The 25,077-nt window shown below is 71.7% G+C and carries 25 protein-coding genes; 13 read left to right on the top strand and 12 right to left on the bottom strand.

Translation table 11 applies throughout. The features are described from left to right. Positions 1-128 precede the first annotated feature (128 nt). Complete coding sequence (locus ACFY9V_RS25130; RefSeq protein ID WP_391163002.1) at positions 129-770, top strand: TetR family transcriptional regulator; 642 nt, start codon at positions 129-131, stop codon at positions 768-770. Here the strand turns inward: ACFY9V_RS25130 and ACFY9V_RS25125 are convergent. From ACFY9V_RS25125 to ACFY9V_RS25100, 6 genes are all read right to left on the bottom strand, one after another. Next, entirely contained in the window at positions 758-1,111 is a 354-nt protein-coding gene (locus tag ACFY9V_RS25125; protein WP_355342557.1) for a PRC-barrel domain-containing protein, read from the bottom strand. The two genes, ACFY9V_RS25130 and ACFY9V_RS25125, sit on opposite strands and share 13 nt — an antisense overlap. 182 nt (positions 1,112-1,293) lie before the next feature. Continuing rightward, complete coding sequence (locus ACFY9V_RS25120; protein ID WP_391163000.1) at positions 1,294-2,538, bottom strand: FAD-dependent oxidoreductase; 1,245 nt, start codon at positions 2,536-2,538, stop codon at positions 1,294-1,296. A gap of 227 nt (positions 2,539-2,765) precedes the next feature. Continuing rightward, positions 2,766-3,128 (bottom strand): hypothetical protein, encoded by a 363-nt coding sequence (locus ACFY9V_RS25115; RefSeq protein WP_355342563.1) that lies wholly within the window; start codon positions 3,126-3,128, stop codon positions 2,766-2,768. A 400-nt stretch (positions 3,129-3,528) separates the two neighbouring features. Continuing rightward, entirely contained in the window at positions 3,529-4,815 is a 1,287-nt protein-coding gene (locus ACFY9V_RS25110) for an ArsB/NhaD family transporter (RefSeq protein WP_355342566.1), read from the bottom strand. A gap of 148 nt (positions 4,816-4,963) precedes the next feature. Beyond that, positions 4,964-5,422, bottom strand: a complete 459-nt coding sequence (locus tag ACFY9V_RS25105) for a CBS domain-containing protein (RefSeq protein ID WP_355342569.1) — start codon at positions 5,420-5,422, stop codon at positions 4,964-4,966. A gap of 45 nt (positions 5,423-5,467) precedes the next feature. After that, the gene (locus ACFY9V_RS25100) at positions 5,468-5,740 is read right to left on the bottom strand and encodes a hypothetical protein (protein ID WP_188280217.1); all 273 of its coding nucleotides are present in this window, start codon (positions 5,738-5,740) and stop codon (positions 5,468-5,470) included. Positions 5,741-6,096: 356 nt separating this feature from the next. Between ACFY9V_RS25100 and ACFY9V_RS25095 the strand changes: the two genes are divergently transcribed. From ACFY9V_RS25095 to ACFY9V_RS25070, 6 genes are all read left to right on the top strand, one after another. Next, a complete protein-coding gene (locus tag ACFY9V_RS25095; protein WP_391163261.1) occupies positions 6,097-7,065 on the top strand; it encodes a histidine kinase in 969 nt (322 codons plus the stop codon). A 26-nt stretch (positions 7,066-7,091) separates the two neighbouring features. Further along, the gene (locus ACFY9V_RS25090; protein ID WP_188280250.1) at positions 7,092-7,724 is read left to right on the top strand and encodes a response regulator transcription factor; all 633 of its coding nucleotides are present in this window, start codon (positions 7,092-7,094) and stop codon (positions 7,722-7,724) included. A gap of 114 nt (positions 7,725-7,838) precedes the next feature. Further along, positions 7,839-8,360 carry a hypothetical protein gene (locus ACFY9V_RS25085; protein WP_391162999.1) on the top strand — a complete coding sequence of 174 codons (522 nt, stop codon included), beginning with the start codon at positions 7,839-7,841 and terminating at the stop codon, positions 8,358-8,360. 117 nt (positions 8,361-8,477) lie between these two features. Beyond that, a complete protein-coding gene (locus ACFY9V_RS25080) occupies positions 8,478-8,840 on the top strand; it encodes a hypothetical protein (protein WP_355342575.1) in 363 nt (120 codons plus the stop codon). Positions 8,841-8,932: 92 nt separating this feature from the next. Continuing rightward, positions 8,933-11,875 carry a BTAD domain-containing putative transcriptional regulator gene (locus tag ACFY9V_RS25075; protein ID WP_391162997.1) on the top strand — a complete coding sequence of 981 codons (2,943 nt, stop codon included), beginning with the start codon at positions 8,933-8,935 and terminating at the stop codon, positions 11,873-11,875. A gap of 221 nt (positions 11,876-12,096) precedes the next feature. Next, positions 12,097-13,362: a chloride channel protein gene (locus ACFY9V_RS25070; RefSeq protein WP_391162996.1), complete on the top strand. Its 1,266-nt coding sequence runs from the start codon at positions 12,097-12,099 to the stop codon at positions 13,360-13,362. Between the two features lie 72 nt (positions 13,363-13,434). On the opposite strand, the gene ACFY9V_RS25065 is transcribed toward ACFY9V_RS25070, so the two are convergent. Together ACFY9V_RS25065 and ACFY9V_RS25060 are read right to left on the bottom strand one after the other, a co-directional pair. Further along, positions 13,435-13,749 carry a hypothetical protein gene (locus ACFY9V_RS25065; RefSeq protein WP_391162994.1) on the bottom strand — a complete coding sequence of 105 codons (315 nt, stop codon included), beginning with the start codon at positions 13,747-13,749 and terminating at the stop codon, positions 13,435-13,437. A gap of 248 nt (positions 13,750-13,997) precedes the next feature. Next, positions 13,998-14,657, bottom strand: a complete 660-nt coding sequence (locus ACFY9V_RS25060) for a ScbR family autoregulator-binding transcription factor (RefSeq protein ID WP_391163259.1) — start codon at positions 14,655-14,657, stop codon at positions 13,998-14,000. 111 nt (positions 14,658-14,768) lie between these two features. On the opposite strand from ACFY9V_RS25060, the gene ACFY9V_RS25055 reads away from it, so the two are divergent. Beyond that, positions 14,769-15,734, top strand: coding sequence for a ScbA/BarX family gamma-butyrolactone biosynthesis protein (locus ACFY9V_RS25055; RefSeq protein WP_391162992.1), 966 nt, complete (start codon positions 14,769-14,771; stop codon positions 15,732-15,734). Between the two features lie 161 nt (positions 15,735-15,895). Then, complete coding sequence (locus ACFY9V_RS25050) at positions 15,896-16,588, top strand: HAD family phosphatase (protein WP_355342593.1); 693 nt, start codon at positions 15,896-15,898, stop codon at positions 16,586-16,588. 130 nt (positions 16,589-16,718) lie between these two features. On the opposite strand, the gene ACFY9V_RS25045 is transcribed toward ACFY9V_RS25050, so the two are convergent. Then, positions 16,719-17,465: a DAK2 domain-containing protein gene (locus tag ACFY9V_RS25045; protein ID WP_391162991.1), complete on the bottom strand. Its 747-nt coding sequence runs from the start codon at positions 17,463-17,465 to the stop codon at positions 16,719-16,721. A gap of 35 nt (positions 17,466-17,500) precedes the next feature. Further along, on the bottom strand, positions 17,501-18,514 hold the full coding sequence (locus ACFY9V_RS25040) for a dihydroxyacetone kinase subunit DhaK (protein WP_391162990.1): 1,014 nt from the start codon (positions 18,512-18,514) through the stop codon (positions 17,501-17,503). 717 nt (positions 18,515-19,231) lie between these two features. Here ACFY9V_RS25040 and ACFY9V_RS25035 point away from each other — a divergent pair. Together ACFY9V_RS25035 and ACFY9V_RS25030 are read left to right on the top strand one after the other, a co-directional pair. After that, a complete protein-coding gene (locus ACFY9V_RS25035) occupies positions 19,232-19,564 on the top strand; it encodes a MerR family transcriptional regulator (protein ID WP_355342602.1) in 333 nt (110 codons plus the stop codon). A gap of 367 nt (positions 19,565-19,931) precedes the next feature. Next, entirely contained in the window at positions 19,932-21,176 is a 1,245-nt protein-coding gene (locus ACFY9V_RS25030; protein ID WP_391046133.1) for a SpoIIE family protein phosphatase, read from the top strand. On the opposite strand, the gene ACFY9V_RS25025 is transcribed toward ACFY9V_RS25030, so the two are convergent. Continuing rightward, positions 21,131-21,565: a DUF2267 domain-containing protein gene (locus ACFY9V_RS25025; protein ID WP_391162989.1), complete on the bottom strand. Its 435-nt coding sequence runs from the start codon at positions 21,563-21,565 to the stop codon at positions 21,131-21,133. The genes ACFY9V_RS25030 and ACFY9V_RS25025 overlap by 46 nt on opposite strands. A 151-nt stretch (positions 21,566-21,716) precedes the next feature. After that, a complete protein-coding gene (locus ACFY9V_RS25020; protein ID WP_391162987.1) occupies positions 21,717-22,148 on the bottom strand; it encodes an Hsp20 family protein in 432 nt (143 codons plus the stop codon). 141 nt (positions 22,149-22,289) lie between these two features. Here ACFY9V_RS25020 and ACFY9V_RS25015 point away from each other — a divergent pair, with 141 nt between their 5' ends. Together ACFY9V_RS25015 and tal are read left to right on the top strand one after the other, a co-directional pair. Next, positions 22,290-22,964, top strand: coding sequence for an HSP18 transcriptional regulator (locus ACFY9V_RS25015; protein ID WP_391046140.1), 675 nt, complete (start codon positions 22,290-22,292; stop codon positions 22,962-22,964). Between the two features lie 371 nt (positions 22,965-23,335). Then, on the top strand, positions 23,336-24,955 hold the full coding sequence (gene tal, locus ACFY9V_RS25010; RefSeq protein ID WP_391162986.1) for a transaldolase: 1,620 nt from the start codon (positions 23,336-23,338) through the stop codon (positions 24,953-24,955). The last annotated feature ends 122 nt before the right edge of the window (positions 24,956-25,077 follow it).

Here is a 25,077-nt window from a genome sequence, read left to right as displayed (position 1 = left end):
CGCCGACGCCGGACGGCCGCGGCCCGATGCCGCAGGCATGTCCGGCGCCGTCACATTATTCGAACGCCTCCAAACATACAACGACTCTAATAATGGTGCGATGGCAACTTTCGGGGTACGGTCGGCGCATGGACGACACCATCGGCCGGGCCGCCCCCGCCGGAAGGCGCGAACGCAAGAAGGCCGCCACCCGGCAGGCGATCGCCGACGCCGCGCTGCGGCTGTTCCTGGAGCGCGGATACGACCAGGTGAGCGTCCGCGAGATCGCCGAGTCCGCCGATGTGTCGGTGTCGACGGTGTTCAACTACTTCCCCGGCGGCAAGGAGGCCCTGGTCTTCGACGAGGACGCCGGGAACGAGGCCCGCCTGGTCGCCGCGGTAACCGACCGCCCCGCGGACCGGACGATCCCCGAGGCCCTGCGCGCGCACTTCACGGGCTTCGCCACCTCGCCCCACACGCGTGACCCGCGCTTCGCCGACCTCCAGGAGCTCGTCCGGCAGACCCCGGCTCTGCGCGAGTACGCGCGCGCGATGACCCTGCGCCACGAGAACGCCCTGGCCGTCGCCCTCGCCGAGCAGACCGGCCGCCCCCACGACGACCTGCTCTGCGCCGCCTACGCCCGCTTCACCCTGGAAACCCTCGCCTTCGCCGGTTCCCGTCCCGATCCCGTCGCCGCGATCGACGAGGCGATGCTCCTGCTCGACCGGGGATGGACGGCCGCGGTCGCCCCGCCCGGCCCCGCCGCCCCGACGGCGGGTCAGATGTTGTAGTGGTTCTCGTAGTACCGAGCCACCAGCTCGCGGTAGTGGGTATCACCGGTGTGCTCGTCCACGACGAACTCCGGGGAGCTCTTGATCTGGTCCTTCGTGAGATCGACGAAGATCTTCTGGTCCGCCGTGTCGATCGACCGTACGGTGCCCGCGGGGAGCAGTACGTGCTTGCCGAAGATCCACACGCCGGTATCGACGACCAGATACGCCGAGTCGAAGTCGTCGGAGTGCTTGTCGACCTTGCCGATGTGACCGTCCGTCGCCTCGACCTGGTAACCGATCAGGTCGGTCCCCGCCGTATGGCCGGTGGTGTGCTGATAGCCCCAGATGTTGTCCCTCATGTCGCGGCTCCTCCATCGGAAACGTCGCGCCCCGAGTGACGAGAATGCCGTCGCGGCATCTGCTCGCCGGTGACGCGTACTCAGACGGTCGCGTGCCCGCCCGCCCCGCGCCCACACCTCAGGCCCCGACTCGCCCGCCCGGACGGCTTCAACTCCCGAACGACCTCAGAGATCGAACGGCCTCAGCGATCGGCGAGCAGCTCGCGAGCCGCGCGGGCGCCGGAGGCCATCGCCCCCTGGACCGAGCCGGTGGCCCGGTGATCGCCGCAGACGTAGCGGCCGGGCGAGACCCGCGTGGTACGGCTGAGCGGCCACGGCGGCGGCATGGCGGGCAGCGCTTCGGCGACGCGGTAGGCGGCCACCGGCTCCCACGTCGTGGTGTCGGTCTCGTAGAGCTCGGCCAGTACCCGGCGCACCTCCGCCTCGCCGCCCTCGGTCTCGTCGACTCCGAGCACGGAGGTGGAGACCAGGGCCCGGCCGGGCGGCGCGTAGGTGGGACTGACCTCGCTGAGCACGACGGTGTTGAGCACGCGCCGTGCGGTGTCCACGATGAGCGTCGGTTCGGCCCGCGGTCGTTCAGGAGCCGCGTGGTAGTACGTGGTGACCGATCGCGTAGCCGGTACGCGCAGGCCGGGTACGAGTGAGGCCGCGGCGGCCGGGCCGGCGGCGACGACCACCGCGGGCGCGGCCAGTTCGTCACCGCGGGCCGTCAGCACCCCGTCGTCGGTGAGCCGTTCCACGGGGACGTCGAAGGCGACGGTGCCGTCCGGCAGCGTGGCCGCCATCAGCTCGGGCACCGCGGCGACTCCCCGAGCGGGCAGGCACAGCGTGCCGCGCAGCATGGAGCGCCACACCAGGTGGAAGAACCGGCTGGAGGTCTCCAGCTCGTCCTCCAGGAAGACTCCCGACAGGAACGGGCGGAATAGGGTTTCGACCAGTTCGTCGCCGATGCCCGCCTGCGCGAGCGCGGTGCGGGTCGTGCGGTCCGTCTGGCGTTTGAGGACGCGGGGCGGCGCCAGCAGGTCGCGGCCGCTCATCATGGCGAGTCCGGCGAGATCACGCAGCGTGGCCAACCGCCCGGGCCGCAGGTCGGCCGCCATCCGCGGGTGACGCGTCGGGTCGCCCAGGCGGAGCTTCCCCTGAGGGGTGTGCACCAGAAGGCCGGGCGTGAACGGCCGCAGGCGCAGCTCGCTCAGCCGCAGGCGACGGCGCAACTGCGGGTAGGAGGTGTTGACCACCTGGAAGCCGCGGTCGAAGCGGAACCCGTCGCGTACGTCGGTACGCATCCTGCCGCCCGCCGCGTCCGACGCTTCCAGCACTCGCACGCGCAGCCCCGCGGCCACCAGGTCCTGCGCGCAGGCCAGCCCCGCCACACCCGCGCCGACGACCACCACGTCGACGGCGCCTTCACTCGCTCCGCGTGTCATTCGAGCCTCCCGCCCCGCGACGGGCAACGCGGATTCGGCGACGCGCTGCCTCTTCCTGCGGATCATGGCAGGCCGTCGGCGGCCCCGCACGTCTGCCACGGCCTGTGAGCCCGTGGGATCACCGGCTCCGCGCGGGCGCCCGCCGGTGGACGGGTCCTGCCACCGCCGTGACAGGACCCGTCTTCACCGTCGGCCGGAGGGGGAGGCGGCGGACGGGTGCGCGGTGGTCAGCCGCAGGGAAGCGCCCCGGGGGTCAGGGTCACCTGGTGGCTGAGGTCACCGTCGAAGCGGAAGGTGTTCACGGCGGTGCCCTGGCAGGTGTAGCGGACGATGCCGACGCCGTACGCCACCGCGGTGATCGTGCCCGTACTGCTGACCTTCTCGATCACGGCGTAGGCGGGCTGGCTGACGCCGTTGCAGACCTTGCTGTTGTAGATCGAGAGCTGGCCGTAGATGAAGTCGAAGTCGGTGTAGTACTGGCAGCCGCTGGGCCAGTCCGTGGTGCTCGCGGACGCGGTGGCGGCGCCCGGTACCAGCAGGGCGGCCAGGGCCGCGGTACACGCGGCGGCGGTCAGACGGAGCTTTCTCACAGGTCGTTGTCCCTTCGGTGGGCGGGGGGAGCGGAACGAGCCGGAAGCAGCATCCGTGGGACGGGGCGGGGTCTCCGCGCGCCACCGATCGTAGATTCGGCGACACAGTCGCGCAATAAGCCGGGCAAGTGAAAGAAATTTCCGTAACTCAGCCTGAAAAGAAGTGAGTTCAGTGATGCGTCAGGGGCGTCGGAGGATGGCGGGAGGGGCTGCCGGGGACACCGGGGCGCGAGACGCCGGGACGCGAGACGCCGGGGCGAGGTGAGGCCGCGGTCGGTCGGCCGCGCGGCAGCGCGCCGACCGGGCAGGACGGGATGTCCTGCCCGGTCGGCGGGCTCGCTCGGAGGGAATGCGGCCTGCTCGGAGAAGCCTCGGCCCGCTCAGAGAAGCCTCGGCCCGCTCAGAGGAAGTAGCGGAGCCAGATGTAGAGCCAGGCGATCACGCAGCTCATGGTCGTCACGATGATGCCGTAACGGGTGAACTGCCAGAACGAGATGCGGTGGCCGCTGCGGGCGGCGATGCCGATCGCCACCACGTTGGCGCTGGCCGCCACCGCCGTGCCGTTGCCGCCGAAGTCCGCGCCGAGGGCGAAGGCCCACCAGATCGCCTGACCGGTGCGCTCGTCGGGCGCCTCGGCCACCAGCCCTTCGACCACCGGGGCCATGGAGGCGACGTACGGGATGTTGTCGAAGAAGGCCCCCAGGATCGCCGAACCGAACAGCAGGGCGGTCGCGGCGCCGAAGAAGTTGCCGTCCACCTGGCCGACCACCCAATCGCCGAACGTGCTGATCACCCCGGTGTGCCCCAGACCGGCGACCATCACGAACAGGCCCATGAAGAAGACCAGGGTGGGCCACTCGACCTCGTTGAGCACCTCGGTGACGTCCATCCGGGAGACCAGCAGCATCAGCCCGGCGCCGACCAGCGCCACCACCGAAGGGTCGAGGTGCAGCACGGAGTGCAGCGAGAAGGCGACCACCACCAGCGCGAGTACGGCCAGGCAGCGCACCAGCAGCCGTACGTCCGTGATCGCCCGCCGCTCCTGCAACGCCAGGACAGCGTTGACGTGCTCCGGGTTGTACCGGAACGACTTGCGGAACAGCACCCGGGTGAAGAGCACGAAGACCGCGAAGATCACGACGACGATCGGCGCCATGTGCACCAGGAAGTCCGTGAAGGTCAGCCCGGCGCGGCTGCCGATGATGATGTTCGGCGGATCGCCGATCAGGGTCGCGGCGCCGCCGATGTTGGAGGCCAGGATCTCCGCGATCAGGTACGGCTGCGCGGGGATGTGCAGCCGGTTGCAGACCACCACGGTCACCGGGGCGACCAGCATGATCGTGGTGACGTTGTCCAGGAACGGCGACGCGACAGCGGTGATCAGCATCAGCATGACCATCAGCCGGTACGGCCGGCCGCCCGACCGCTTCGCGGACCAGATGGCGAGGTAGTCGAAGAGGCCGGTCTGCTTCAGCACCCCGACGATGATCATCATCCCGAGCAGCAGGAGGATGACCTCCCAGTCGACCCCGGCGTGCTGGGAGAACCACACCTCGGCTCCGGGCGCGAGGCCGAACACCAGCATCACGGCGGCCGCGACCAGTACGACTTTGACCTTGTCGACCTTCTCGGTGGCGATGAAGAAGAACGCCACCGAGAAGATGGCCAGCGCGACGACGGCGCTCACCGGTCACCCCCCGACCGGCTCGCGCCGCCGCACAACGGGATCAGCCGTCCCGGCGCCATGAGACGTCCAGCCGGACTCAGCCGTCCCGGCGGGAGCAGACGTCCGGGCGCGATCAGCCGTCCCGGCCCCATCAGACGTCCGGGCGTGATCAGACGTCCGGGTGGGCCACCGCGAATTCGGCGATCACCCGCTCCAGCGTGATCGCCCCGACCAGCACACCGGCGTGGTCGACCACCGCCACCAGCGGGCTGCGCTGCCCGGCCATCAGGGCGGCCACTTCCAGCAGCGTCCCGTCCAGGCCGACCGTGACCACCCGGGCCAGCCCCTGGTGCAGGCAGTCGCCCACGGTCAGGTCGCCGAGTTCGTCCCAGTAGTGATCCGCGTGCGCCTCGTCGATGGCCCGGGCCAACGCCCGGTCCGCCCGGTAGCTGTCGGGCACCGCCATCCGCAGCACCTGCGTGCCCGGCAGCACCGTACGCGGTCGGCCCCGGTCGTCCACCACGATCATGCCGGGCAACCGGCGTAGCGCCATCAACCGGACCGCGTGGGCCACGGAGTCCCGAACGGTCACCGTCGGTACGGTCACGGCGATCTGCTGTGCCTGCATTCCACCAACTCCCCTGGCCTGGACCAACCTTCGGATACGTCCTGATCACGCGAACCCGCCCTGGAGCTCGGCGAGCCGGCGTTCCAGGCTCGCCAGCCGGTCGGCGACCGAGACGCTGTGCAGCACCTCGGCGACCTGGTCGGCCTCGTCGAGGTCCAGTTCGATCTGGTTGACCGGTACGTCCGGATCGCCCGCGCCGTAACAGAGCAGCGATCGGCGGCCGGACTGATGCACAAGTACGCCGAAGCGCTGCCCTTCACGGGTCGAGAAGTGGTTGACGACGCCGACGCCGAAAACACTGGTGCGGGTGATCTCCACTGAGGGCTCCTTCGGGTCATTCGAGCAAGGGAGGCTGGTCCCCCTCTACGTTTCGGGAATTCGGCCGGCCCGGCCATGGGGTCCGACACCCATCTCTGCCCGCGCGGAACATGCAGGTGAAAGGGGTTGTGGATGGGTGAGCGACCCGATGGACAAACGGGCCGCTCCCGAGCGAGGCTGGCACGGTGACCAATTCCGCTGACCGGGCAGCCATCCCCGAGCCCGGCCGCCGAGAGGAGCCCGGGCACCGAGAAGAAGCCGACCGCCGAGGGACGGACGGACGCCGAGAAGAGGCCGACCGCCGAGGCAAGGACGGGCGCCGGGACGAGCCCGGCCGCAGGGCACCTGCCCAGGCGTTGTTCCGCCGCCTGGTCGTGCTGAACGGCCTGGTCTTCACGATCGGTACGCTCGTGCTCGCGCTCTCACCGGCCACCGTCTCCTCACGGGTACGGCTGGCCGAGATCCCGGTGCTGATCGTCGGACTGGCGCTCATCCTGACGGTGAACGCCCTGCTGTTGCGGGCCAGCCTGGCCCCGCTCGAAGCGCTGACCGCGCTGATGCGCCGGGTGGACCTGCTGCGCGGCGGGGACCGGCTGGCGGACTCCGGCAACGGTGACCTGGCGGACCTGATCGCGACCTTCAACGCGATGCTGGACCGGCTGGGGGCCGAACGCAGCGCCAGCAGCGCGGACGCGCTCGCCGCCCAGGAGGCGGAGCGGCAGCGGATCGCGCGGGAACTGCACGACGAGATCGGGCAGAGTCTCACGGTCGTGCTGCTCGGCCTCAAGCGGGCCGTGGACCGGGCCCCGGACGACCTGCGCGACGACCTGCACGCCGTGCAGGAGACGGTGCGGTCCAGCCTCGACGAGGTGGGACGGGTGGCCCGCAGGCTCCGCCCGGACGTGCTGGAGGATCTCGGGCTGCTCAGCGCGATGAACGCGCTGGCGACGGAGTTCTCGCAGGTCAGCGGGGTGCCGGTGGTCCGGCGGGCGAAGCCGGACCTGCCCGCGCTGAGCACGGAGAAGGAACTGGTGATCTACCGGATCGCCCAGGAGAGCCTGACCAACGTGGCCCGGCACGCCCGGGCCGGCCGGGTCGAGCTGTCGCTGCGGCCCGAGGCGGACACGGTCGTGCTGCGGGTCGCCGACGACGGCCTCGGCGAGGTGAGCCGGGAGGGCGCCGGTATCCGGGGAATGCGGGAACGGGCGCTGCTGATCGACGCGCGGCTGTCCATCACCGCCGTGCCCGGCACCGGCACCGAAGTCCGGCTGACCGTTCCCGCCGACGGCCCGATTCCGTCGGCGGCGCAGAGGAATCGGGGGTAAGCGTGTCCACGACCAAGACCCGGATCATGCTGGCGGACGACCACGCACTGGTCCGGCGGGGCCTGCGACTGATTCTCGACGCCGAGCCCGACATGACGGTGGTCGCCGAGGCCGCCGACGGGGCGGAAGCGGTGGAGATGATCCGCGGGTCCGAGATCGACCTGGCGATTCTGGACATCGCGATGCCGCGGATGACCGGCCTGCAGGCGGCCCGTGAGATCTCCCGGCGAGCCCCCGGCGTACGCATCCTGATGCTCTCGATGCACGACAACGAGCAGTACTTCTTCGAGGCGCTCCGGGCCGGCGCGTCCGGATACGTGCTCAAGTCGGTCGCCGACCGGGACCTGCTGGAGGCGGTCAGGTCGGCGATGCGCGGCGAGCCGTTCCTCTATCCCGGCGCGATCACCGCGCTGATCCGGGACTACCTGCATCGGGCCAGGCAGGGCGAGAAGCTGCCGGAGAGCATCCTCACGCCGCGGGAGGAGGAGGTCACCAAGCTGATCGCCGAGGGGAATTCGGCGAAGGAGATCGCCGAGACGCTGGTGATCAGCGTGAAGACCGTCGACCGGCACCGGGCGAACATCCTCCAGAAGCTCGGCATGCGCGACCGGATCGACCTCACCCGGTACGCGATCCGGGCCGGCCTCGTCGAACCCTGAGGCCCGGGGCCGCGGCTGGGTCCGGCACCGGCCAGGGGTCCGGCACCGGGCAGGGGTCCGGCGCCGGGTCCGGGTCCGGCGCGCCGCACGCGGCGACACCAGCGGCGCTTCCCGATGGCCACCACGGGATCCGCCGACGCCGCGCCCGCCTGGTCGTGGCAGACCGGCCACATCTACCGGCTCGAATCGTTGTCTCCGGACGCGGGCAACACCTGCATGCAGGACTCCCGCGAGTTGACCACCTATCACGGGCATCCGGTCGACTGGGTCCGCAACGCTCCGTGCGATCTCTACGACACGTCGTACCGGTGGCAGGTCGTCATCAACGCCAACGGCTGGGCGAACCTGGAGAACGTGGGCAGCGGCAACTGCCTCGACTACTCCCAGGAATACGGATTGCGCGGTTTCCCCTGCTACAACACCAGCTACACCGGGGGATGGCAGGAGTGGCGGCTCGTCACCCGCCAGGCTCACGGCATCACCCAGGTCGTGCTCCAGAACGGGCGGTACCAGGAAGACCACGCCAACATGTGCGCCGATCTCTCCCTCCAGTACGGCCTGCGCGGCTATCCGTGCAATGGAACGTCCCAGGACTCGGGATACCAGGCGTGGCTCGTCTTCGACGTGGCCACCTGAGTCCGCCTGTCGACGGAAGCCGCCGTCGAAGGAAGTCCCCTGTCCAAGGCCGTCGTCCGGCTGGTGACGGACACCGTCCGTACCATCAGCACCTTTTCCCACGAAACGGGGTAACAGATGAGAAAGCCGCTCTCCGGCCGCCGCCTCGCCGCCGCCGCGCTGTCCGCGGTCGCTCTCGCGGGCTGTGGTCTGGCGATGGCGCCTGCCGCCTCCGCCGCCACGGCCCCTGCTGGCGCGCCCGCGGCGCAGGTGAAGCCCGACGCCAACCCGAACTCCTGCATCAGCACGCTCACGCAGTGGGGTTACGCGGCCACCACGACGCGGATCATCATCTGCAACACGACCGCTGTCGCCGCCTTCGTCAACGCGGAGAACGCCTTTGTCGCCTGTGTGCCCGCATTGGCCGCCACGATAAAGGACGTCAATGACAGGAACTATGACGTTCTGACGTCCGCGTGCTTCCTCGCGGCGTATGGCTGAACCTGCACCCCTGCGGGCCACGGGGCGGCGCTAAGATCGGTCTGATGCCGGGTCAGACGGGGGTCCGGCACTGATCGTGGAGTGCCGGGGGCATGAGATTCGGCGTGCTGGGGCCGTTGCACGTCCAGGTCGCGGGGTGCGAAGTCCGACTCGACGGAGCGCGGCAGGCGAAGATGCTTGCCGCGCTTCTGGTCGGCGCGAACAACCTCGTCACCATGGAACAGCTCGTTGCCGTGATGTGGGACGGGAAGGTCCCCGCCACCGCGGTCCGCCAGGTCCAGGACGCCATGTCCGGACTGCGCCGCAACCTCGCCGCGTGCGGGGCGTCGCGTTCCCTGATCAGCACCCGGCGCGGCGGCTACCAGATCCACCTGGAACGGGAGCAGTTGGACCTGCTGGAATTCGACCACCAGCGGCAGCTCGCCGAGCGGCACACCTCACCGTTGGAGACCGCCGTCGCGCTGCGGCGCGCGCTGGCCTGCTGGCGCGGTGACGCCCTGGTCGGCATGGCGAGCCGGGTCCTGGAGCTGGACGCGGCACGGCTGAACGAGAAGCGCGCGGCCACGCACAAGCTCTGCCTGAGCATCGAGGTCGGCCTGGGGCGCCATCGTGAGGTCATCGAGGAACTGACCGCCCTGCTAGGGGAGTTCCCCTTCGACGAGCAGGTCGCCGAGCACTTGATGGTCGCCCTGTACCGGTGCAGGCGGCAGGGCGAGGCGTTACAGGTGTACGAGCGGCTGCGCCGGACGCTCGCGGACGAACTCGGCGTCGATCCCACCCCGCCGCTCCAAGCCCTGCACCAGCGCATTCTGGCCGCCGACCCGTCCCTGGCGGCACCCACCCCGGCCCCGGCCCCGGCGAGCGGCCCCGCGACCACCGGACCGGACGGGCCCGGCGCCGCCGCCGAACCGGCCATGGCGCTGCCGGTACGCCAACTGCCCCTCGGCGTGCACGACTTCGTGGGCCGAGCCGACGCGCTGGCGCAGGTCGCACGGCAGTTGGACGTGTCGGCGCCCGACCGGGCCCCGGTGGCCGTCGTCGTGGGCGGTCCCGGTGTCGGCAAATCCTCCCTGGTGACGCACGCCGCGCGGCTGGCCAGCGCCTCCTTTCCCGACGGCCAGCTCTACCTCGACCTCGCCGGAACGTCGGACGCGCCACGGGACCCGGCGCTGATGCTGGCCGAGGCACTGCGCGCCTTCGGGGTCGGCGGCAGCGCGATCCCGACCGGCCTGCCCGAACGGGCCGCGCTCTACCGGTCGTTACTGGCGGACCGCCGGATGCTGGTGGTACTGGACGACGCCGGTCACGCCAGTCAGGTGCTGCCCCTGCTGCCGGGCTCCGACGGCTGCGCGGTGCTCATCACCAGTCGCATGCTGCTGACGCAGCTTCCCGGCGCCCGGCACATCGACCTGGACGTGCTGAGGCTGGCGGAGGCGCGGGAGTTGTTCACCGGCATCGTCGGGCGGCGGCGGGTCGAGCGGGAACCGGCGGAGGCCGACGCGATCCTCGCCTGCTGCGACAACCTGCCGCTGGCGATCCGGATCGCCGGCGCCAAGCTCACCGGCCGCCCGGCCTGGTCGCTGCGGGTGCTGCGGGAACGGATCGAGGACGAGTCCCGCCGACTGGCCGAGCTGAGGATCGGGGACCTCAGCGTGCGAGCCAACGTCGAACTGAGCGTGCGGCTGCTCCCGCCCGACGCGGTACGCGCGCTGAGCCTGCTGGGGCTGCTCGGCGCGTCCACCCTGCCCGGCTGGGTGGTCGGCCCGCTGCTGGACCGCCGCGACGCCGACGACGTGCTGGACACCCTCGTCGACGCCAGCCTGGTCCGTCTCACCGCCACCGACGCCATCGGCCAGCCGCGCTACCGGCTGCACGACCTGATCAGGACCTGTGCCGTGGAGCTCGCCGCACAGCTGCCGGAGGCGGACAGGCGGGACGCGATGGTCCGCGTACTGGCCACCTGGCTCGACCTGGCCGGGCGCGCCACCGATCGGCTGCCCGCAGGGCTGCTGGTCGCCGAACCCGGTTCCGCGCCGCGCCGTTCGCTGCCAGACGCGGTCGTGGACCGGCTGATGGCCGACCCGGTCGCCTGGTTCGACGCCGAACGCGACACCCTGCTCGGCGCGGTCCGGCTGGCCGTGGACTGGGGACTGGACGAATTGGCCTGGGAGTTGGCGGCAGGTCCCGCGACCTACTACGACCACCGGTGCCTGTACCAGGACTGGGAGCACGGGCACCTGCTCGCGTTGGGAGCGGCCGAGGCCGCGGGCAATACGCGCGGCGCGTCGGTGCTGCTGCGCGGCCTTGGCCAACTGAACATCTACCGCGACGAGTTCGACGAGGCGACCCGCGCCCTGGAGTCCTCCGCCGCCCTGTGCCAGAACGGCGAGGACAAGCGCGGCCAGGCGTTGGCGATGGCCATGCTGAGCACGATCAGCCGGGTGCAGGGCCGTTACGACGAAGCCGCCGCCCGTATCGAGCGGGCCCTGTCCATCGCGGTCGGTGAGGGCGACCGCCACCTCGAAGCCCAACTGTCGTGTTCGATGGGCGTGATGCGGCTCATGCAGGACGAACTCGACGAGGCGGAGTCCTGGTTCGGCGAGGCGTTGCGCCAGGCCAGGGCGCTCGACGACGGGCATCGGGTGGCGGTCGTGCTGCGGCGGTTCAGCCGGCTGCACGACCGGCGCGGCGATCCGGACGAGGCGCTGCGCTGCCTGGGGCAGGCGCTGGCCGCCTTCGAGGAACTGGCCGACGAGCGGTGCGCCGCGTACACACTGCTGGAAGTCGGCCGCGTGCACGCCGGCCGGCACGACCGGGACCGGGGAGGCCCGGCGCTGGAGCGCGCGGCCGGAATCTTCCAACGACACGGCGACCGCCACGACGAAGCCGCGTGCTGGCAACTGCTCGGCGACCTGGACGCCGCCGCCGGAGCCCACGACCTGGCACACCGCCACCACGAACGCGCACTGCGGCTGTGGCAGACCATCGGTGACGCGCACCGGACGAAGGCCCCGGCGCCCCCGTCATCACCATGACGACGCCGCGCGGTCCGTCCGTACCGCCACCCAGGGGAATTCCAGGTCACGGGGCGTGGGCCACCGGGGGCGGCGGGGTCGGGGTGGGTAGTCTCGCGCTGCCCCGGGTGCAGTTCCGCCTGCGCGCCGACCGATGGAGATGACCTATCGCCGAGTCGAAGGCCGCCACCGCGGGGGCCTCCCCCGGAACCCAGCCGCCCGAGGCCGAGCGGCTGCGGACGATGTTGCGCGACCCCGCCTACCGGCGAGCGCTGCTCTTCTGCGCCCTGATCGGCATTCCGGTGTCCGCGCTGGCCTTCTGGTTCCTCGCGGCGCTGCACGAGTTGGAGCAGTTGGTCTGGACGGACTGGCCCAAGGATCTGGGGTGGCCGCACGCACCCTGGTGGTGGCCCTTTCCGGCGTTCGCGCTGGCGGGACTGGTCGTCCCGCTGGTGGCGGGCCGGTTGCCCGGCCGCGGCGGACACGTACCGGCGGCCGGGTTGCACTCAGGTGGGCCAACGAGGGCAGCGATTCCCGGTGTGATCATCGCGGCGCTGTTCAGCCTGCCGCTGGGCGCGGTGCTGGGACCCGAGGCGCCGCTGATCGCGCTGGGCGGTGGGCTGGCCCTGGTCTTCCGTGACCTGGCGCGCGCGCCGGCCTCACCGCAGAGCACCGCCCTGCTCGGTGCCGCCGGTTCCGCGGCGGCGATCTCCGCGATCTTCGGCAACCCGCTGGTGGCGGGCATCTTGCTGATGGAGGTGGCGGGCGTGGGCGGGCCGCAGCTCTTCGCCGTGATGCTGCCGGCCCTGCTGGCCAGCGGCATCGGATCGGTGATCTTCAGCGGGTTCGGCCAGTGGACCGGCTTCAAGACCGGGAGCCTGGCGGTCGGTCTGCCCGCCCCTCCCGTGCTGGACACCGGCGACGTCGTCTGGTCGCTGTTGATGGGGCTGGTCATCGGAGCGGCCGTCCACGTACTCGTGGTGGGCGGACGGTACGTGGCGGTCTTCGTGTCCGGCCGACTGCTGCCGCACACGACGCTCAGCGCGCTGGCGGCCGGCGGGTGCGTCGCGCTCTTCGCGGTCAGCACCGGCCGCTCGCCGTCCGAGGCGGCGCTGTCGGGCCAGGCGACGCTGTCGCAGTTGGCCAAGGACCCGCATGCCTGGTCGGTGGGGGCGCTGGTGGCGGTGCTCGTCTTCAAGGGGGCCGCCTACGTCCTGTGCCTGGGGAGCCTGCGCGGCGGCCCGGTCTTCCCGGCCCTCTTCCTGGGCGGAGCCGCGGGCGCGCTGCTCGCCCCGCTGCCGGGGCTAGGCCTGGTACCCGCGATGGCGGCCGGGATGGCGGCGGCGGCCACATCGGCGCTGCGGCTGCCGGTCAGCAGCGTCGTACTGGTCGCGATCATGCTCGGCCACTCCGGCTCCGTGCCGGTCATCGTCCTCGCCTCCGTGATCTCCTTCATGGCCGCCGAACTGCTGCCGCAGGGGCCCGTTCTTTCCGGACGACCCGCGTGACCCCGGCCCCGGTCCTGCTCCCCCTCCTGCTCCTGCTCCTGCTCCTGCTCCTGCTCCTGCTCCTGCTCCTGCTCAGCGGACGCGGTGGTCAGGACGCCGCACAGGGGTCCGGTCGGGGACGGGGAATTCGTCTCCGGCGAGCACGAGCGTGCAGGTCGGAGGCTGGGATCGGTGGTGCGGTCGCCCCTCCACGCGGACGGCGAAGGGCCGGGGCGGGTCCTCCGGCAGTTCCCCGGAGAGCGTGAGCCGGTCGGCGTTCCGGTCCTCGCGGTGGCCCACCTCCCGCCCGTCGACGAGGAGTTCGACCTCTCGGTGGTGTCCGCCGCTGACGTCCACGCTGATCGAGTGTCCGGCGTGTTCGATGTGGAAGTGGTGGAGCTGGTTCATAGCGGCCTCGTTCAGGCGCTGGAAAGTGATCGGGGGGCGAGACGCCCGATCCGTCGGCGGACCTCTTCGCCCGCGGGTCGCGCTCGGCGGCGAGAGCGCCTTTCCATCAGATCACGGTCGGGACGTCGCCGCGCGGCGGCCCGTGGCCAACGTACGCATCACCGCACGCGCGGACCCGGCCCCGCGTGACGCGGGACCGTGCGGAGAACCATGGCCCGGCTCAGCGGATTCCACCGGCTCCACCGCCGCTACGCGGGCGAGGCGACCCGCTCCCCCACCGGCTCGGCCTTCCCGTTCCTGACTCGCCCCAGCAGCCCCGCCGCCTCCGGCACCCGCTGGAGCGCCCTCAGCAGCAGCACCCACAGGTCGTGCAGCCGCTCCTCGATCTGGTCGCGGCCGTCCAGCGCGTCGGAGACGGTGTGGAGGCCGAAGAAGGCGTAGACGACACCGGGGGCCGCGACCGCCGGGGCGACACCGTCGGCCAGTTCCCCACGGCGGCCGGCCTCCTCCAGCAACGCGGTCACCGTCTCGATCCAGGGACTGAACGGGGTCGGCAGCCTCGCGTCGATCGCCTTGCGCTCCATCCACAGCCGGGACCCGGCGCGCACGACGACATCGTCGCGGAAGGCGCGCGCCACGGTGAAGCTGAGCGCGACGAGTTTCTCCAGCGCGGGCGCGTCGGCCGTCCGGGCGCGGTCGACCAGTTCCGGCCAGGTCGCGAAGTGCGCCTCGACGACGGCCAGCGCGAGTTTCTCCTTGTTGGCGAAATGAAAGTAGATCGCTCCGCTGGTGCGGCCGGACAGCGCGCTGATGTCGCTGATACTCGTCCCCGCATAACCACGTTCGTCGAACAGACGCGCCGCGGCCTCCAGCAGAAACCGCCGTGTCGTCTCCGCCCGCTCCTGCACGTTCACTCCGCCTGCCGCGCCGTCACCAACAGCAGGCAATCTACTACCTCCGCGTAACATCCACGAAGCAATGCGCGTGCAAATCCCCAGGGCGTGAGTTCTCCTTATGGTATGAATTCTCCGACAGGGGTCGGCGGTCGTGCCCGTCCGCTGACCTGGTCCCGGACGGTCCCCCGCGAGACAGTGCACCGCGCGTCCGTCGCCGAGGTTCTCCTGACCGACGTACGGCCGACGGCGGACGACGCGTTCGAGGCCGCCGCCGCCTGGCCCCGATCGCATACGACCTTCCCCCTCGACGGGACCGACCGGCACAGCCCGCTGGTCCTGGTGGAGACCCTGCGGCAACTCGGCATCTACATACCCCTGCGCTGGTACGGGGTCCCGCCCACCAGCCACCTGCTCATCACCGACCTGTCGTTCGACCTGCGGCCCGGACGCGCGCCGCGGGCGGGCCACGGCTGCACCGAGGTGACGTGCCGGATCGCGGTCGGCGGTCGCCGCCAGGGGGCGGACGGCGTCACCACCGGCCTGCGGCTCGACGTCACCTACCTCGCCGACGGCCGAGCGTTCGCGCAGGCCAACGGGGGTGCCCGTTTCCTGAGCGCTCACGGATACGCGGCGCTGCGCGCCGAACGCCTCACGGCGCGCCAGCCCCCGCCGACGGCCGACGGGCGCCCCGCGCCCGCCGCGCTGGCCGTCGCCCACCTCAGAGATGTGCTGATCACCCACCGCGGCGGCGCGGTCGAGATCGACCCGGCCGACCCCTGCCACCCGTTCTTCTTCGACCACCCGACCGACCACGTCCCCGGCATGGTGCTCCTGGAGGCGGCGCGGCAGGCAGCCGCCGAGGTCAGCGGCGGCGTACTACTCCATCCGACGTGCGGCCGTCTGGTGGCGGCGCGGTTCGCCGAGTTCACGCCGCGGGCCAGCGTGGAGTGCGTCCCGCACCACCGGACCTGCGTCTTCCGCATCCACAACGGCGCCGAGCGCGCCGCTTTCGGCGTACTCGGATACGGCGACTCGGGTGATTACGCAGAGGACTCACTTGACTACGTTGGGTTGACGTCCATAACGTAACGATCGATATGTTCTTGGCGGTCTCCCAGACGGCCCTTTTACGGGGCCGCGTCCGCCGAGGGCCCGCGCCCGTCTGCTTTCACCGGTATGCCGACCCCGCCGCGAGGAATGCGACGTCGCATCGCCGGCACATTCAGGCATTCCTGAAAAGGAAATCCCCGATGAACTCTCATCCCATTCTTTCGTGGACACCCGCGGCCATCGTCTTCGACTGCGACGGCACACTCATGGACACCGAACGCCATTGGCAGCAGGCCCGCGAACTGGCCATGAACGATGTCGGGGTCGCCCCCGCCGAGGGCTTCGCCGAACGGGCGAAGGGCCTGCACTTCACCGAGTGCGGTCAGCTCATGGCCGACGAAGCAGGCCGCCCCGAGCTCGGCGTCCAGCTCACCTCCGGCCTGCTGCACCACTTCCGCGCGCTGGTGGCCCGCGAACCGCAGACCATGCGCGGCGCGCGGGAGCTGGTGGAGACGGCCGCCAAGTTCGCCCCGCTCGCGGTCGCCAGCAACTGCCCCCTGGACGTCGTGGAGACCTGCCTCGACCACGCCGGGCTCCGGGACCACTTCGACCACATCGTGGTCGCCGACGAGGACAACCGGCCCAAGCCCCACCCGGACGTCTACCTGACCGCGGCCCGGCTCTGCGGCGCCGCGCCGGGCGACACACTGGCGGTCGAGGACTCCGCCTGCGGGGTGGAGGCGGCCGTACGCGGCGGCCTGCGCGTCGTCGGCGTCGGCCCCTGGCCGGGCGAGGACATCGCGGCGCGGGTCGACCTGTGGGTCGCGACGCTCGACGAGCCGGGCATCTTCGAGTGGGCGACGCGCCGGATGGCCCAGCGGCTGCCGGTCTGATCCGACCCGCCGCGGACCGGCGGGTCTCCCGCCCCGTGTCCTCCGGACGGACCGGCCCACTCCCCCGCTGCCCCGTCCGCCCGCGGGTCACCCGCCGGGTCCGCCGGTCGTCCGTCAGCCGCGTGGCCGGTCAGGCACTCTGTTCCTCCGGTACGTCCCCCGCCGCCGCGAGCAGCGGGCCCAGCCGGGAGACGGTTCCGCTCGCGGAGGAGAACAGCAGCGCGATCCCCACCGCGCCCGGGTCCGGCACGCCGGCCGCCCGGTCGCCGAGGTAGCTCGCGCGGCCGCGCCTGGCCGTCAGCCGGGCGGTGTTGCCGACGCCTTCCCACGCGGCCCGCGCCGCGTGGGCCACGGCGGTGGCCGGGTCGGTCCCCGGCGGCTGCGCCGTCAGCGCGTCGGAGGCCGGGGCGAGCGCGTCGACCAGGGTCTTGTCGCCAACGGTCGCCTCTCCGACCCGCTGAATGGCCGCGAGGCCGTTGCCGACTCCGGCGGCCAGCGCTCCGGCGTCGGGTCCCCCCTCACTCACCGCGAGCGCCGCCGCCATCTCATGGAACAGCAGGCCGAACAGGGGCCCGCTGGTGCCGCCGACCTCATCGAGGAAAGCGGCCGCGGCGGCGTCCAGCGGGCCGGCGCAGCTCGCCTCGGGGGGCCTGACCCGCTCCGGTGCGCCGTTCGAGGCGGCCTTCCACGCCTCCGGGCCGATCGGGTCGTCGAGACGTCGCAGCGTCGCCCGGAGGCCCGCGACGAGGTTCGCGCCGAAGTCACCGTCGCCGACCTGCTGGTCCAGCGCGGTCAGTTCGGGCTCGGTGGCCTCCGCGGAGGCGGCGAACCGGCGTATCCAGGCATCGGTGAACGCGGTGCGGGACGGTGCGGCCATGACTGCCTCCGGGGAACTCGTGAGTCGCGGGGTTCCTATACGACCGGTGCGGTCGCGGGCCAGGCGGGGGTGTGGGCGGGCGCGTCGTAGTAGGCGAGGGTGTCCGCGTCGGCCACCAGCAACGTCAGCGAGAAGCCGCGCATGTCCAGGGCCGTGACGAAGTCGCCGACCAGGGTGCGCTCGACGGCCGCGCCGCGCCCGTCGAGCACCTTGGTGACCTCGTGCAGGACGGCGTACAGCTCCATCCTGGTGATGCCGCCGAGGCCGTTGACCAGCACGATCACCGACGTGCCGGAGACCAGGCCCAGGGGGTCGGCCAGCGTGCCGACCATGTCCGCGGCCAGGTCGCGCAACGGGCGTTCGCGCAGCGTGCGACGGGCCCGTTCACCATGGATGCCGACGCCGTACTCGAGACCGCCGGCCGGCAGGTCGAAGGCGGGCAGGCCGGTGGCGGGAGCGGTGTGGGCGGCGGAGGCCACGGCCATGCTGCGGCAGCGGCCCACCACGTCCACGCCCAGGGCGGCCAGGTTCTTCAGGCCCATCCCGGTATCCGCCGCCGCGCCGAGGATCTTCTCGACCAGCACCGTCGCGCCGGTGCCCCGGCGGCCGTTCACGACCTCCGCGGAGTCCGAGGCGGCGTCGTCGTCGATCAGGACCCGCGCGCAGTCGACGCCCTCGCGAGCGAGCCGTTCGGCGGCGATACCGAAGTTGATCTTGTCGCCGGTGTAGTTCTTCACCAGGTGCAGCACACCGTTCTCCCGCGCCACGGCGAGCGAGGCGGCGAAGATCTGGCGGTTGTGCGGCGAGGCGAAGACGCGGCCGGGACAGGCGGCGTCCAGCATGCCCGCGCCCACATAGCCGATGTGCAGCGGCTCGTGCCCCGAGCCGCCACCGGACACCAGGCCCACACGCCGCGTGGGCGACGGGGTCAGCGCCCGTACGAAGCCGTTCGCCTCGTCCCAGGCGACGCTGTCGGCGTGCGCCCGTTCGAAACCGGCCAGGGAGTCCACGACGAGGTCGTCGATCTCGTTCGCGAAGTAAAGGCCCATGGTGCACCAGACCTTTCCGGAGAACGCGGTCGGTCTCCTGCGTAATCATGCTGTTCGGTATCACCCGAAACGGCAACTTTCCGCCCACGTACGAGTGGCTGTCGCAGAAGTACCGGACGTACGAGCGGGCGGTCGGGTATAAGGCGTGCCGCGTGGCCGTCGGAGGTTATCTCCCTCTCGGGACACGCAGAATCTATGTCGGCCGGAGTAGACATTCGGCGGTGACGTGGTTATGGTTTCTCTCGTAGCCGAGATCAGCAAGGCCCGGCAGACACGAACTGCCGGGCAGCAGTACGCGAAGTGCAGGACGCAGGACGGTGCGGTGGTGGAGTTCCAGAGCCGGGGTTGTTGCCAGACGGGCGATGGGACTGACCGCCGGACCGGGTGGCCCGAGGTGATCAGGGGCCGCCACGAGCAGTACCGCAGTGCCAAGAGATGATTCAGAGAGTTGATCCCGAGGGAAGAACGGAGGAGCCGAGCGCCATCAGGATCGCCCGGGCGGATTTTCGGGCCCGGGTACCGCAGGACATCGATAGTGAGGTGGTCTCCGGTCAAGCAACCGCGATCCCCGCATCAGCCGCCAAACCCCTCCCGGTGGCGATGCGGACACAGAGAGCCGGCGCAGTACGTAAGCCGGTAGATGGTGTAGCAGTTCCTTCGGGGCCTTGGTGCCGTTCGGCACCAAGGCCCCTCAAGCGCGTTCCACAGAGAGGCGAGATGACAGCAGACGACTCGTTCGGCCGACTCGACGACGACGACTACCCCGCGTACACCATGGGCCGAGCAGCCGAGATACTCGGTACCACCCAAGGCTTCCTCCGCGCGATCGGCGAAGCCCGCCTGATCACCCCGCTGCGTTCCGCGGGCGGACACCGCCGCTACTCCCGCTACCAACTGCGCATCGCCGCGCGCGCCCGCGAGCTCGTCGACCAGGGCACCCCCGTCGAGGCAGCGTGCCGCATCGTCATCCTCGAGGACCAGCTCGCGGAGGCCCAGCGCATCAACGAGGAGCTGAGTTCCTCCGAGCCCCGCGACCGGGCCACCGGCTGAACGACTCCCGACCTCAGCGACTCCCTACCTGAACGACTCGCTGCCTGAACGACTCCGACGTGCCGTGGCCCGGCATTCCGCGTGCTCCCGGCGGAGGCCCGAGCCGTGTCCTCGCCGCTCCCGGCGAGAGCCGCTTGTTGGGGACGGGCCTGGGTGGGAGGGTTGTGGGGACCGTCGTCCCGGCCGCCGCGGAGTGGCCGGGTGGGGTGGTCGCGCTGGTGTCGTTCCCTCGGGCGTGTGCCCTGTGGTCCCCGGTGGCATGTGCTGGTCGATGTGCGCGACCTCGTGGTCCCGCGCTGTGAGGGGATTGAGTCATGGCGGAAGAGACTGATGCCGGCAGGGTGCGTTCCGGTCCGAAGCGGTGGGCATGACCGCGCACGGTCTGGCGCGCGCACTGGCCGGGTTGCTGGAGGCCAGCCATACGGCGCCGTTCGAGCGGTTGCCGCGTCTGCTGGACACCGCGGCCAAGCAGGCAGGCGCGGGCGGGGCCCGGCTCTTCGTGGCGGATCTCCAGGAGGAGGTACTGCGCGAGGTGACCGGGACCGGCCTGAACGCCGGCGAGGGCGGCGAGGAGCACCGGATCGAGGGCACCTTGCCCGGTCGCGCCTACCAGATCACACAGGTCACCGCCCCGGCGTCCGGCGGGGCGTGCTGGATGCCGGTGCGGGACGGCACGGAACGTCTGGGCGTCCTGCACGTCGAGCCCGGCCCCGACGACACGGGCACGCCCGACGGTGAGGTGGCGCTGGCGCTGGCGTCGATGGCCGGACTGCTGCTGGTCTCCAAGCGGGCCAACAGCGACTCCCACGCCCGGCTGACCCGCACCCGGCCGATGGGCGTGCCCGCCGAACTCCAATGGGCGCTGATGCCGCCACGGACCTTCTCCGACCAGCGGGCCACGGTCAGCGCCTTCATGGAACCGGCCTACGAGGTGGCCGGGGACGCCTTCGAGTACGCGCTGGCGGACGACATCCTGCACCTGGCGATCTTCGACGCCATGGGGCACGACACCTCCGCCGGACTGACCGCCGCTCTGGCGATGTCCACCTGCCGCAGCCACCGCCGCGCCGGCGCCACCATTCCCGACGCCAGCAGAGCCATCGAAGACACGCTGGTCGGGCAGTTCGGACACACCCGGTACGCCACCGGCGTCCTGGCGGACCTGGAACTGGACACCGGCAAGTTCAGCTGGGTCAACCGGGGCCACCTGCTGCCGGTACTGATCCGCGGGGGCCGATGGTCCAGCACCCTGTACTGCCCTCCGGCCGGGCCGATGGGCAGCGGATTCAACCTGCCGGTCGAGCAGCGCACCGAGCAGTTGGAGCCCGGAGACCGGCTGCTGCTGTTCACCGACGGCATCACCGAGGCCCGCGACAGCGACGGCCGGGAATTCGGTGTGGAGCGTTTCACCGACTTCATCACCCGCCACCACGCGGACAACCTTCCCGTCGACGAGACGCTGCGCCGCCTGATGCGCACCGTCATGGAGTACCACCACGGACGCCTCGAGGACGACGCCACCGTCCTGTTCTGCGAATGGCACGGCCCGGACGGCGCGACGGGGGGTCAGGCGGCTCGGGCGAGTTCTGCGCGGCCGAACAGCAGGGCGTAGCCGGCGGGGAGTTCGTTGATGGTGCGGGTGAGCAGGTCGCCGGGCAGGAGGGCGGCGACGGTGCTCAGGACGGCGCCGGTGTCCCAGCGGGCGACGGCGGGGGTGACGCCGGTGCGGGCCGCGATGTCCTGGACGAAGCTCCAGCCGGTGCGGGGCTGCGCGGTGGGCGCCTGGGCGGTGAGGATGTCAGCGGCCTGACGGGGCAGATGGGCGGCGAGTGCCGTGCGCGGGTCGTCGCCGAGCTGGCTTCCCAGGGCCGCGAGCACGGCGTGGACGGCCTGCTCTGCGCGTTCGCGGGTGGGGTAGGCGCCGTCGTAACGGACGGTTTCCAGCATCTGGTCGTAGGTGAGCGCCGACGCGGTCCGGCGCTGTTCGGACTGGGCGGGCATGGCTGCGGCGGTGGCCTTCCGTTTCGGGCGGCGGCCGGGCCCGGTGAGCGGGGCCGGCCGCCGGGTGGGGTGGAGGAGATGTCGGTCGGCGGCGAAGGAGGGTGCCGACGGGTTCGCGTCCTTCGCCGCGCGGTACCGCGGGCGGCGGGGGTCAGCCGACGATCTGCCGGCGGTTGTCGCCCGCGCCGACGGAGATCTTGCGGGGCTTGGCCCGCTCGGCGATCGGGATGCGCAGCGTCAGCACCCCGGCCTCGTAGTCGGCCTGGATCTGCTCGGTGTCCAGGGAGTCGGCCAGCACGATCTGGCGGGAGAAGACCCCCAGCGGCCGCTCGGACAGATCCATCTGCACGCCCTCGTCGTGCGGGGCGGGCCTGCGCTCGGCCTTCACCGTCAGCATGTTGCGCTCGACGTCGATGTCGATCGCGTCCGGCGAGACCCCGGGGATGTCGAAGGACACCACGTACTGCTCGCCGTCGCGGTAGGCGTCCATCGGCATCGCGGCGGGCCTCGACCAGGTGCCGGGGCGCAGGAGCTGCTCGGTGAGTCGGTCCAGTTCACGGAAGGGGTCGGTACGCATCAGCATCGCGGAACACCTCCAGGAAGTCGGGCGCTTGGCGCCGGTGTCGTTCACCTGCCCTCTGTTGTAGCATGTCATCCATCCGATGACAAACATTGATGTCACCCTGAGGGTGACACCCCTGGGTGACAGCCCGGAGGAGGCGCCATGACAGCCGACCAGCCCGCCCCGACACCGTCGCCACCGCCCGCCGCGGCCACCTTCCCCGCCGCCGCGGCGGCACTGGAAACCATCGACGCGGCCGTCCGCGACGCCCGCGGCCCGGCACCCGACCAGCCGTCGGCCGCTGCGGCCGACCCCCGGCACGTACTCGCCTCGCTCCTGCTCCTGCGCGAGATCCGCGAACAACTCGCCGGCTGGGAAACCGGCCTGATCGAGACCGCGCGGGCGGCCGGTGCCAGCTGGGCCGACCTCGCCGCGCCCCTCGGCGTCTCCAGCCGCCAGGCCGCCGAGCGCCGCTACCTGCGCCTGCGCCCCGGCCCGGCCGGCTCCACCGGCGAGGAAAGGGTCAACGCCACCCGCAACCGCCGCGCCGCCGACAGAACCGTCGACGCCTGGGCCCGCACCAACGCCGCCGACCTGCGCAGACTCGCCGGCCAGATCACACAGCTCACCGACCTGCCGACCGCCGCCGACACCGCCCTCGGCCACCTCGACACCGCCCTGGCCGCCGACGACGCCGCCGCACTCATCACCCCGCTCACCGCCACTCACGCCCACCTCCAAGCGGGCCACCCCGACCTCGCCGACCGCGTCCACACCGTCACCGAACACACCCACCAGCTCCGCAACCCCGCGGGGCGACCGCCGCACACCCCGTAGTCACACCTCCGGTCAGGTGGTCTCGCCCGCCGCGTTCCGGCCCGGCCGACCGCCGGACGGGCTCCGACCGGGCAGCGCGCGGACCCGGCGGCGTTCGAGGTTTTGAATTCGCTGGCTGGGCAGCCGCATAACGGGGGCCGGTCTCTTCTGAGGTGCCCAGTCATGCCGTAGGCCGAGGAATCCGTCGGGCTCCAGCCGGCCGTTCCCCGGCACGGCACGCGCTGATCCGCTGGGCGCTCCGTACGCCCGGCGCACGGCGCTCTGCCTGCCCCTCGTACATGTACGAACCCCGCGTCCCCGGGCGTCGGGCCGGTACGCGCACCGCGTACACCGCGCGTCGTTCGGCGCAGCGCCCCTATGGAGGTCCCGCAATGTCTGTTCCCGTCGCATCCGATCCGCTCGCCGAACTCTCCGCGGCCGGAGTCTCGGTCTGGCTGGACGACCTGTCCCGCGAACTGCTCGCCGGTGGTGAGCTGAAGCGGCTGATCGCGGACCGGCACGTGGTGGGGGTCACGACGAACCCCACGATCTTCGCCTCCGCGCTGTCCAAGGGGGACCGCTACAGCGAGCAACTGCGGCGCCTGGGCGCCGAGGGCGCGAGCGTGGACGAGGCCGTCTTCGCCCTGACCACCGATGACGTCCGGACCGGCTGCGACCTCTTCGCCCCGGTGCACGAGCGCACCGGTGGTACCGACGGGCGGGTCTCGATCGAGGTGGACCCCCGGCTGGCGCGGGACACCGACGCCACGATCGAGCAGGCACGCAAGCTGTGGGAGGCCGTGGACCGGCCGAATCTCCTGGTGAAGATCCCGGCCACCCGCGAGGGTCTCGCCGCGATCACCGCCGCCGTCGCCCGGGGCATCAGCGTCAACGTCACGCTGATCTTCTCCCTCGACCGCTACCGCGCGGTGATGGACGCCTACCAGAGCGGCCTCGAACAGGCCCGTGAGGCGGGTCTCGATCTGGCGGCCATCGACTCGGTCGCCTCGTTCTTCGTCTCGCGCGTGGACACCGAGGTGGACGCCCGGCTCGACGCGCTCGGCACCCCCGAGGCGCGCGACCTCAGGGGCGCCGCCGCCGTCGCCAACGCCCGGCTGGCGTACCGGGCCTACGAGGAGATGACCGCCGCGCCGCGCTGGCAGGCGCTCGCCGCCGCCGGAGCCCGCCCGCAGCGCCCCCTGTGGGCGTCCACCGGGGTCAAGAACCCGGACTACCCCGACACGATGTACGTCGGCGAACTCGTCATCGCGGGCACCGTCAACACCATGCCCGGCACGACCCTTGAAGCGTTCGCCGACCACGGCGCCCTTCCGGCCCACCCGCCGACCGGCGAGGAGTACACCGCGGCGACCGCCCACTTCGAGGCGCTGGCGCGGGTCGGCGTCGACTTCGCGGATGTCACCGACACCCTGGAGCGCGAAGGGCTGACCAAGTTCGAGGACAGCTGGACCGAACTGGGCGCCTCCGTGGACAACGAGATGCGCGGCGCCACCGCCGCCGCGTCCGCCTCCGGCGGAGCCGGTCTGCTGGCGATCTATCTCAACGACCACCTGTCCGGCGCGACCGGCGGACTGGAGCTCTTCCGCCGGGCGGCGCAGACCCAGAAGGACCGCGACGGCGGCCCGGAACTGGCGGAGCTGGCCCGCCAGATCGAACAGGACCGTGACTCGCTGATCCAGATCATGACCGATCTGGACGTGTCCCCCGACCGCTCGAAGGTCGCCATCGGATGGGTGGCGGAGAAGGTCGGCCGCCTCAAGCCCAACGGACACCTCTTCACGCGATCCCCGCTCAGCGACCTGCTGGAGCTGGAATCCATGTGCCTGGGTGTTGCGGGCAAGGCGGCCTGCTGGCGCACCCTGCGCACTCTGGCCGAGACCGAGCCCCGGCTGTACCCCGAGCACCTTGACACCTTGCTGGAGCGCGCCGAGCACCAGAGCGCCGTACTCGAGGAGTTGCGTCTGGCCGCGGCCGCCCGCGCCCTCCCGTAGCCCCCGGCCGTCATCGCCGACAACGCCGAACCCCGCACCTGCCGTGAGGCGGATGCGGGGTTCGGCGTTCTACGTCCCGACGTCCGCGACGGCGGGCGCGGGTACGGGCCGGGAAGGCCGCC

The sequence above is a fragment of the Streptomyces sp. NPDC008317 genome (genome assembly GCF_042955955.1).
Classification (GTDB): Bacteria; Actinomycetota; Actinomycetes; order Streptomycetales; family Streptomycetaceae; genus Actinacidiphila.
This window is presented reverse-complemented; position numbering and strand designations above follow the sequence as displayed.

What these genes read in the sequence shown, in the direction of transcription:
- ACFY9V_RS25130 (WP_391163002.1), top strand. Translation starts at nt 129, where the DNA reads ATGGACGACACCATCGGCCGGGCCGCCCCCGCCGGAAGGCGCGAACGC.
- ACFY9V_RS25125 (WP_355342557.1), bottom strand. Translation starts at nt 1,111, where the DNA reads ATGAGGGACAACATCTGGGGCTATCAGCACACCACCGGCCATACGGCG.
- ACFY9V_RS25120 (WP_391163000.1), bottom strand. Translation starts at nt 2,538, where the DNA reads ATGACACGCGGAGCGAGTGAAGGCGCCGTCGACGTGGTGGTCGTCGGC.
- ACFY9V_RS25105 (WP_355342569.1), bottom strand. Translation starts at nt 5,422, where the DNA reads ATGCAGGCACAGCAGATCGCCGTGACCGTACCGACGGTGACCGTTCGG.
- ACFY9V_RS25090 (WP_188280250.1), top strand. Translation starts at nt 7,092, where the DNA reads ATGCTGGCGGACGACCACGCACTGGTCCGGCGGGGCCTGCGACTGATT.
- ACFY9V_RS25085 (WP_391162999.1), top strand. Translation starts at nt 7,839, where the DNA reads ATGGCCACCACGGGATCCGCCGACGCCGCGCCCGCCTGGTCGTGGCAG.
- ACFY9V_RS25080 (WP_355342575.1), top strand. Translation starts at nt 8,478, where the DNA reads ATGAGAAAGCCGCTCTCCGGCCGCCGCCTCGCCGCCGCCGCGCTGTCC.
- ACFY9V_RS25075 (WP_391162997.1), top strand. Translation starts at nt 8,933, where the DNA reads ATGAGATTCGGCGTGCTGGGGCCGTTGCACGTCCAGGTCGCGGGGTGC.
- ACFY9V_RS25070 (WP_391162996.1), top strand. Translation starts at nt 12,097, where the DNA reads ATGTTGCGCGACCCCGCCTACCGGCGAGCGCTGCTCTTCTGCGCCCTG.
- ACFY9V_RS25065 (WP_391162994.1), bottom strand. Translation starts at nt 13,749, where the DNA reads ATGAACCAGCTCCACCACTTCCACATCGAACACGCCGGACACTCGATC.
- ACFY9V_RS25055 (WP_391162992.1), top strand. Translation starts at nt 14,769, where the DNA reads ATGAATTCTCCGACAGGGGTCGGCGGTCGTGCCCGTCCGCTGACCTGG.
- ACFY9V_RS25050 (WP_355342593.1), top strand. Translation starts at nt 15,896, where the DNA reads ATGAACTCTCATCCCATTCTTTCGTGGACACCCGCGGCCATCGTCTTC.
- ACFY9V_RS25045 (WP_391162991.1), bottom strand. Translation starts at nt 17,465, where the DNA reads ATGGCCGCACCGTCCCGCACCGCGTTCACCGATGCCTGGATACGCCGG.
- ACFY9V_RS25040 (WP_391162990.1), bottom strand. Translation starts at nt 18,514, where the DNA reads ATGGGCCTTTACTTCGCGAACGAGATCGACGACCTCGTCGTGGACTCC.
- ACFY9V_RS25035 (WP_355342602.1), top strand. Translation starts at nt 19,232, where the DNA reads ATGACAGCAGACGACTCGTTCGGCCGACTCGACGACGACGACTACCCC.
- ACFY9V_RS25030 (WP_391046133.1), top strand. Translation starts at nt 19,932, where the DNA reads ATGACCGCGCACGGTCTGGCGCGCGCACTGGCCGGGTTGCTGGAGGCC.
- ACFY9V_RS25025 (WP_391162989.1), bottom strand. Translation starts at nt 21,565, where the DNA reads ATGCCCGCCCAGTCCGAACAGCGCCGGACCGCGTCGGCGCTCACCTAC.
- ACFY9V_RS25020 (WP_391162987.1), bottom strand. Translation starts at nt 22,148, where the DNA reads ATGCTGATGCGTACCGACCCCTTCCGTGAACTGGACCGACTCACCGAG.
- ACFY9V_RS25015 (WP_391046140.1), top strand. Translation starts at nt 22,290, where the DNA reads ATGACAGCCGACCAGCCCGCCCCGACACCGTCGCCACCGCCCGCCGCG.
- tal (WP_391162986.1), top strand. Translation starts at nt 23,336, where the DNA reads ATGTCTGTTCCCGTCGCATCCGATCCGCTCGCCGAACTCTCCGCGGCC.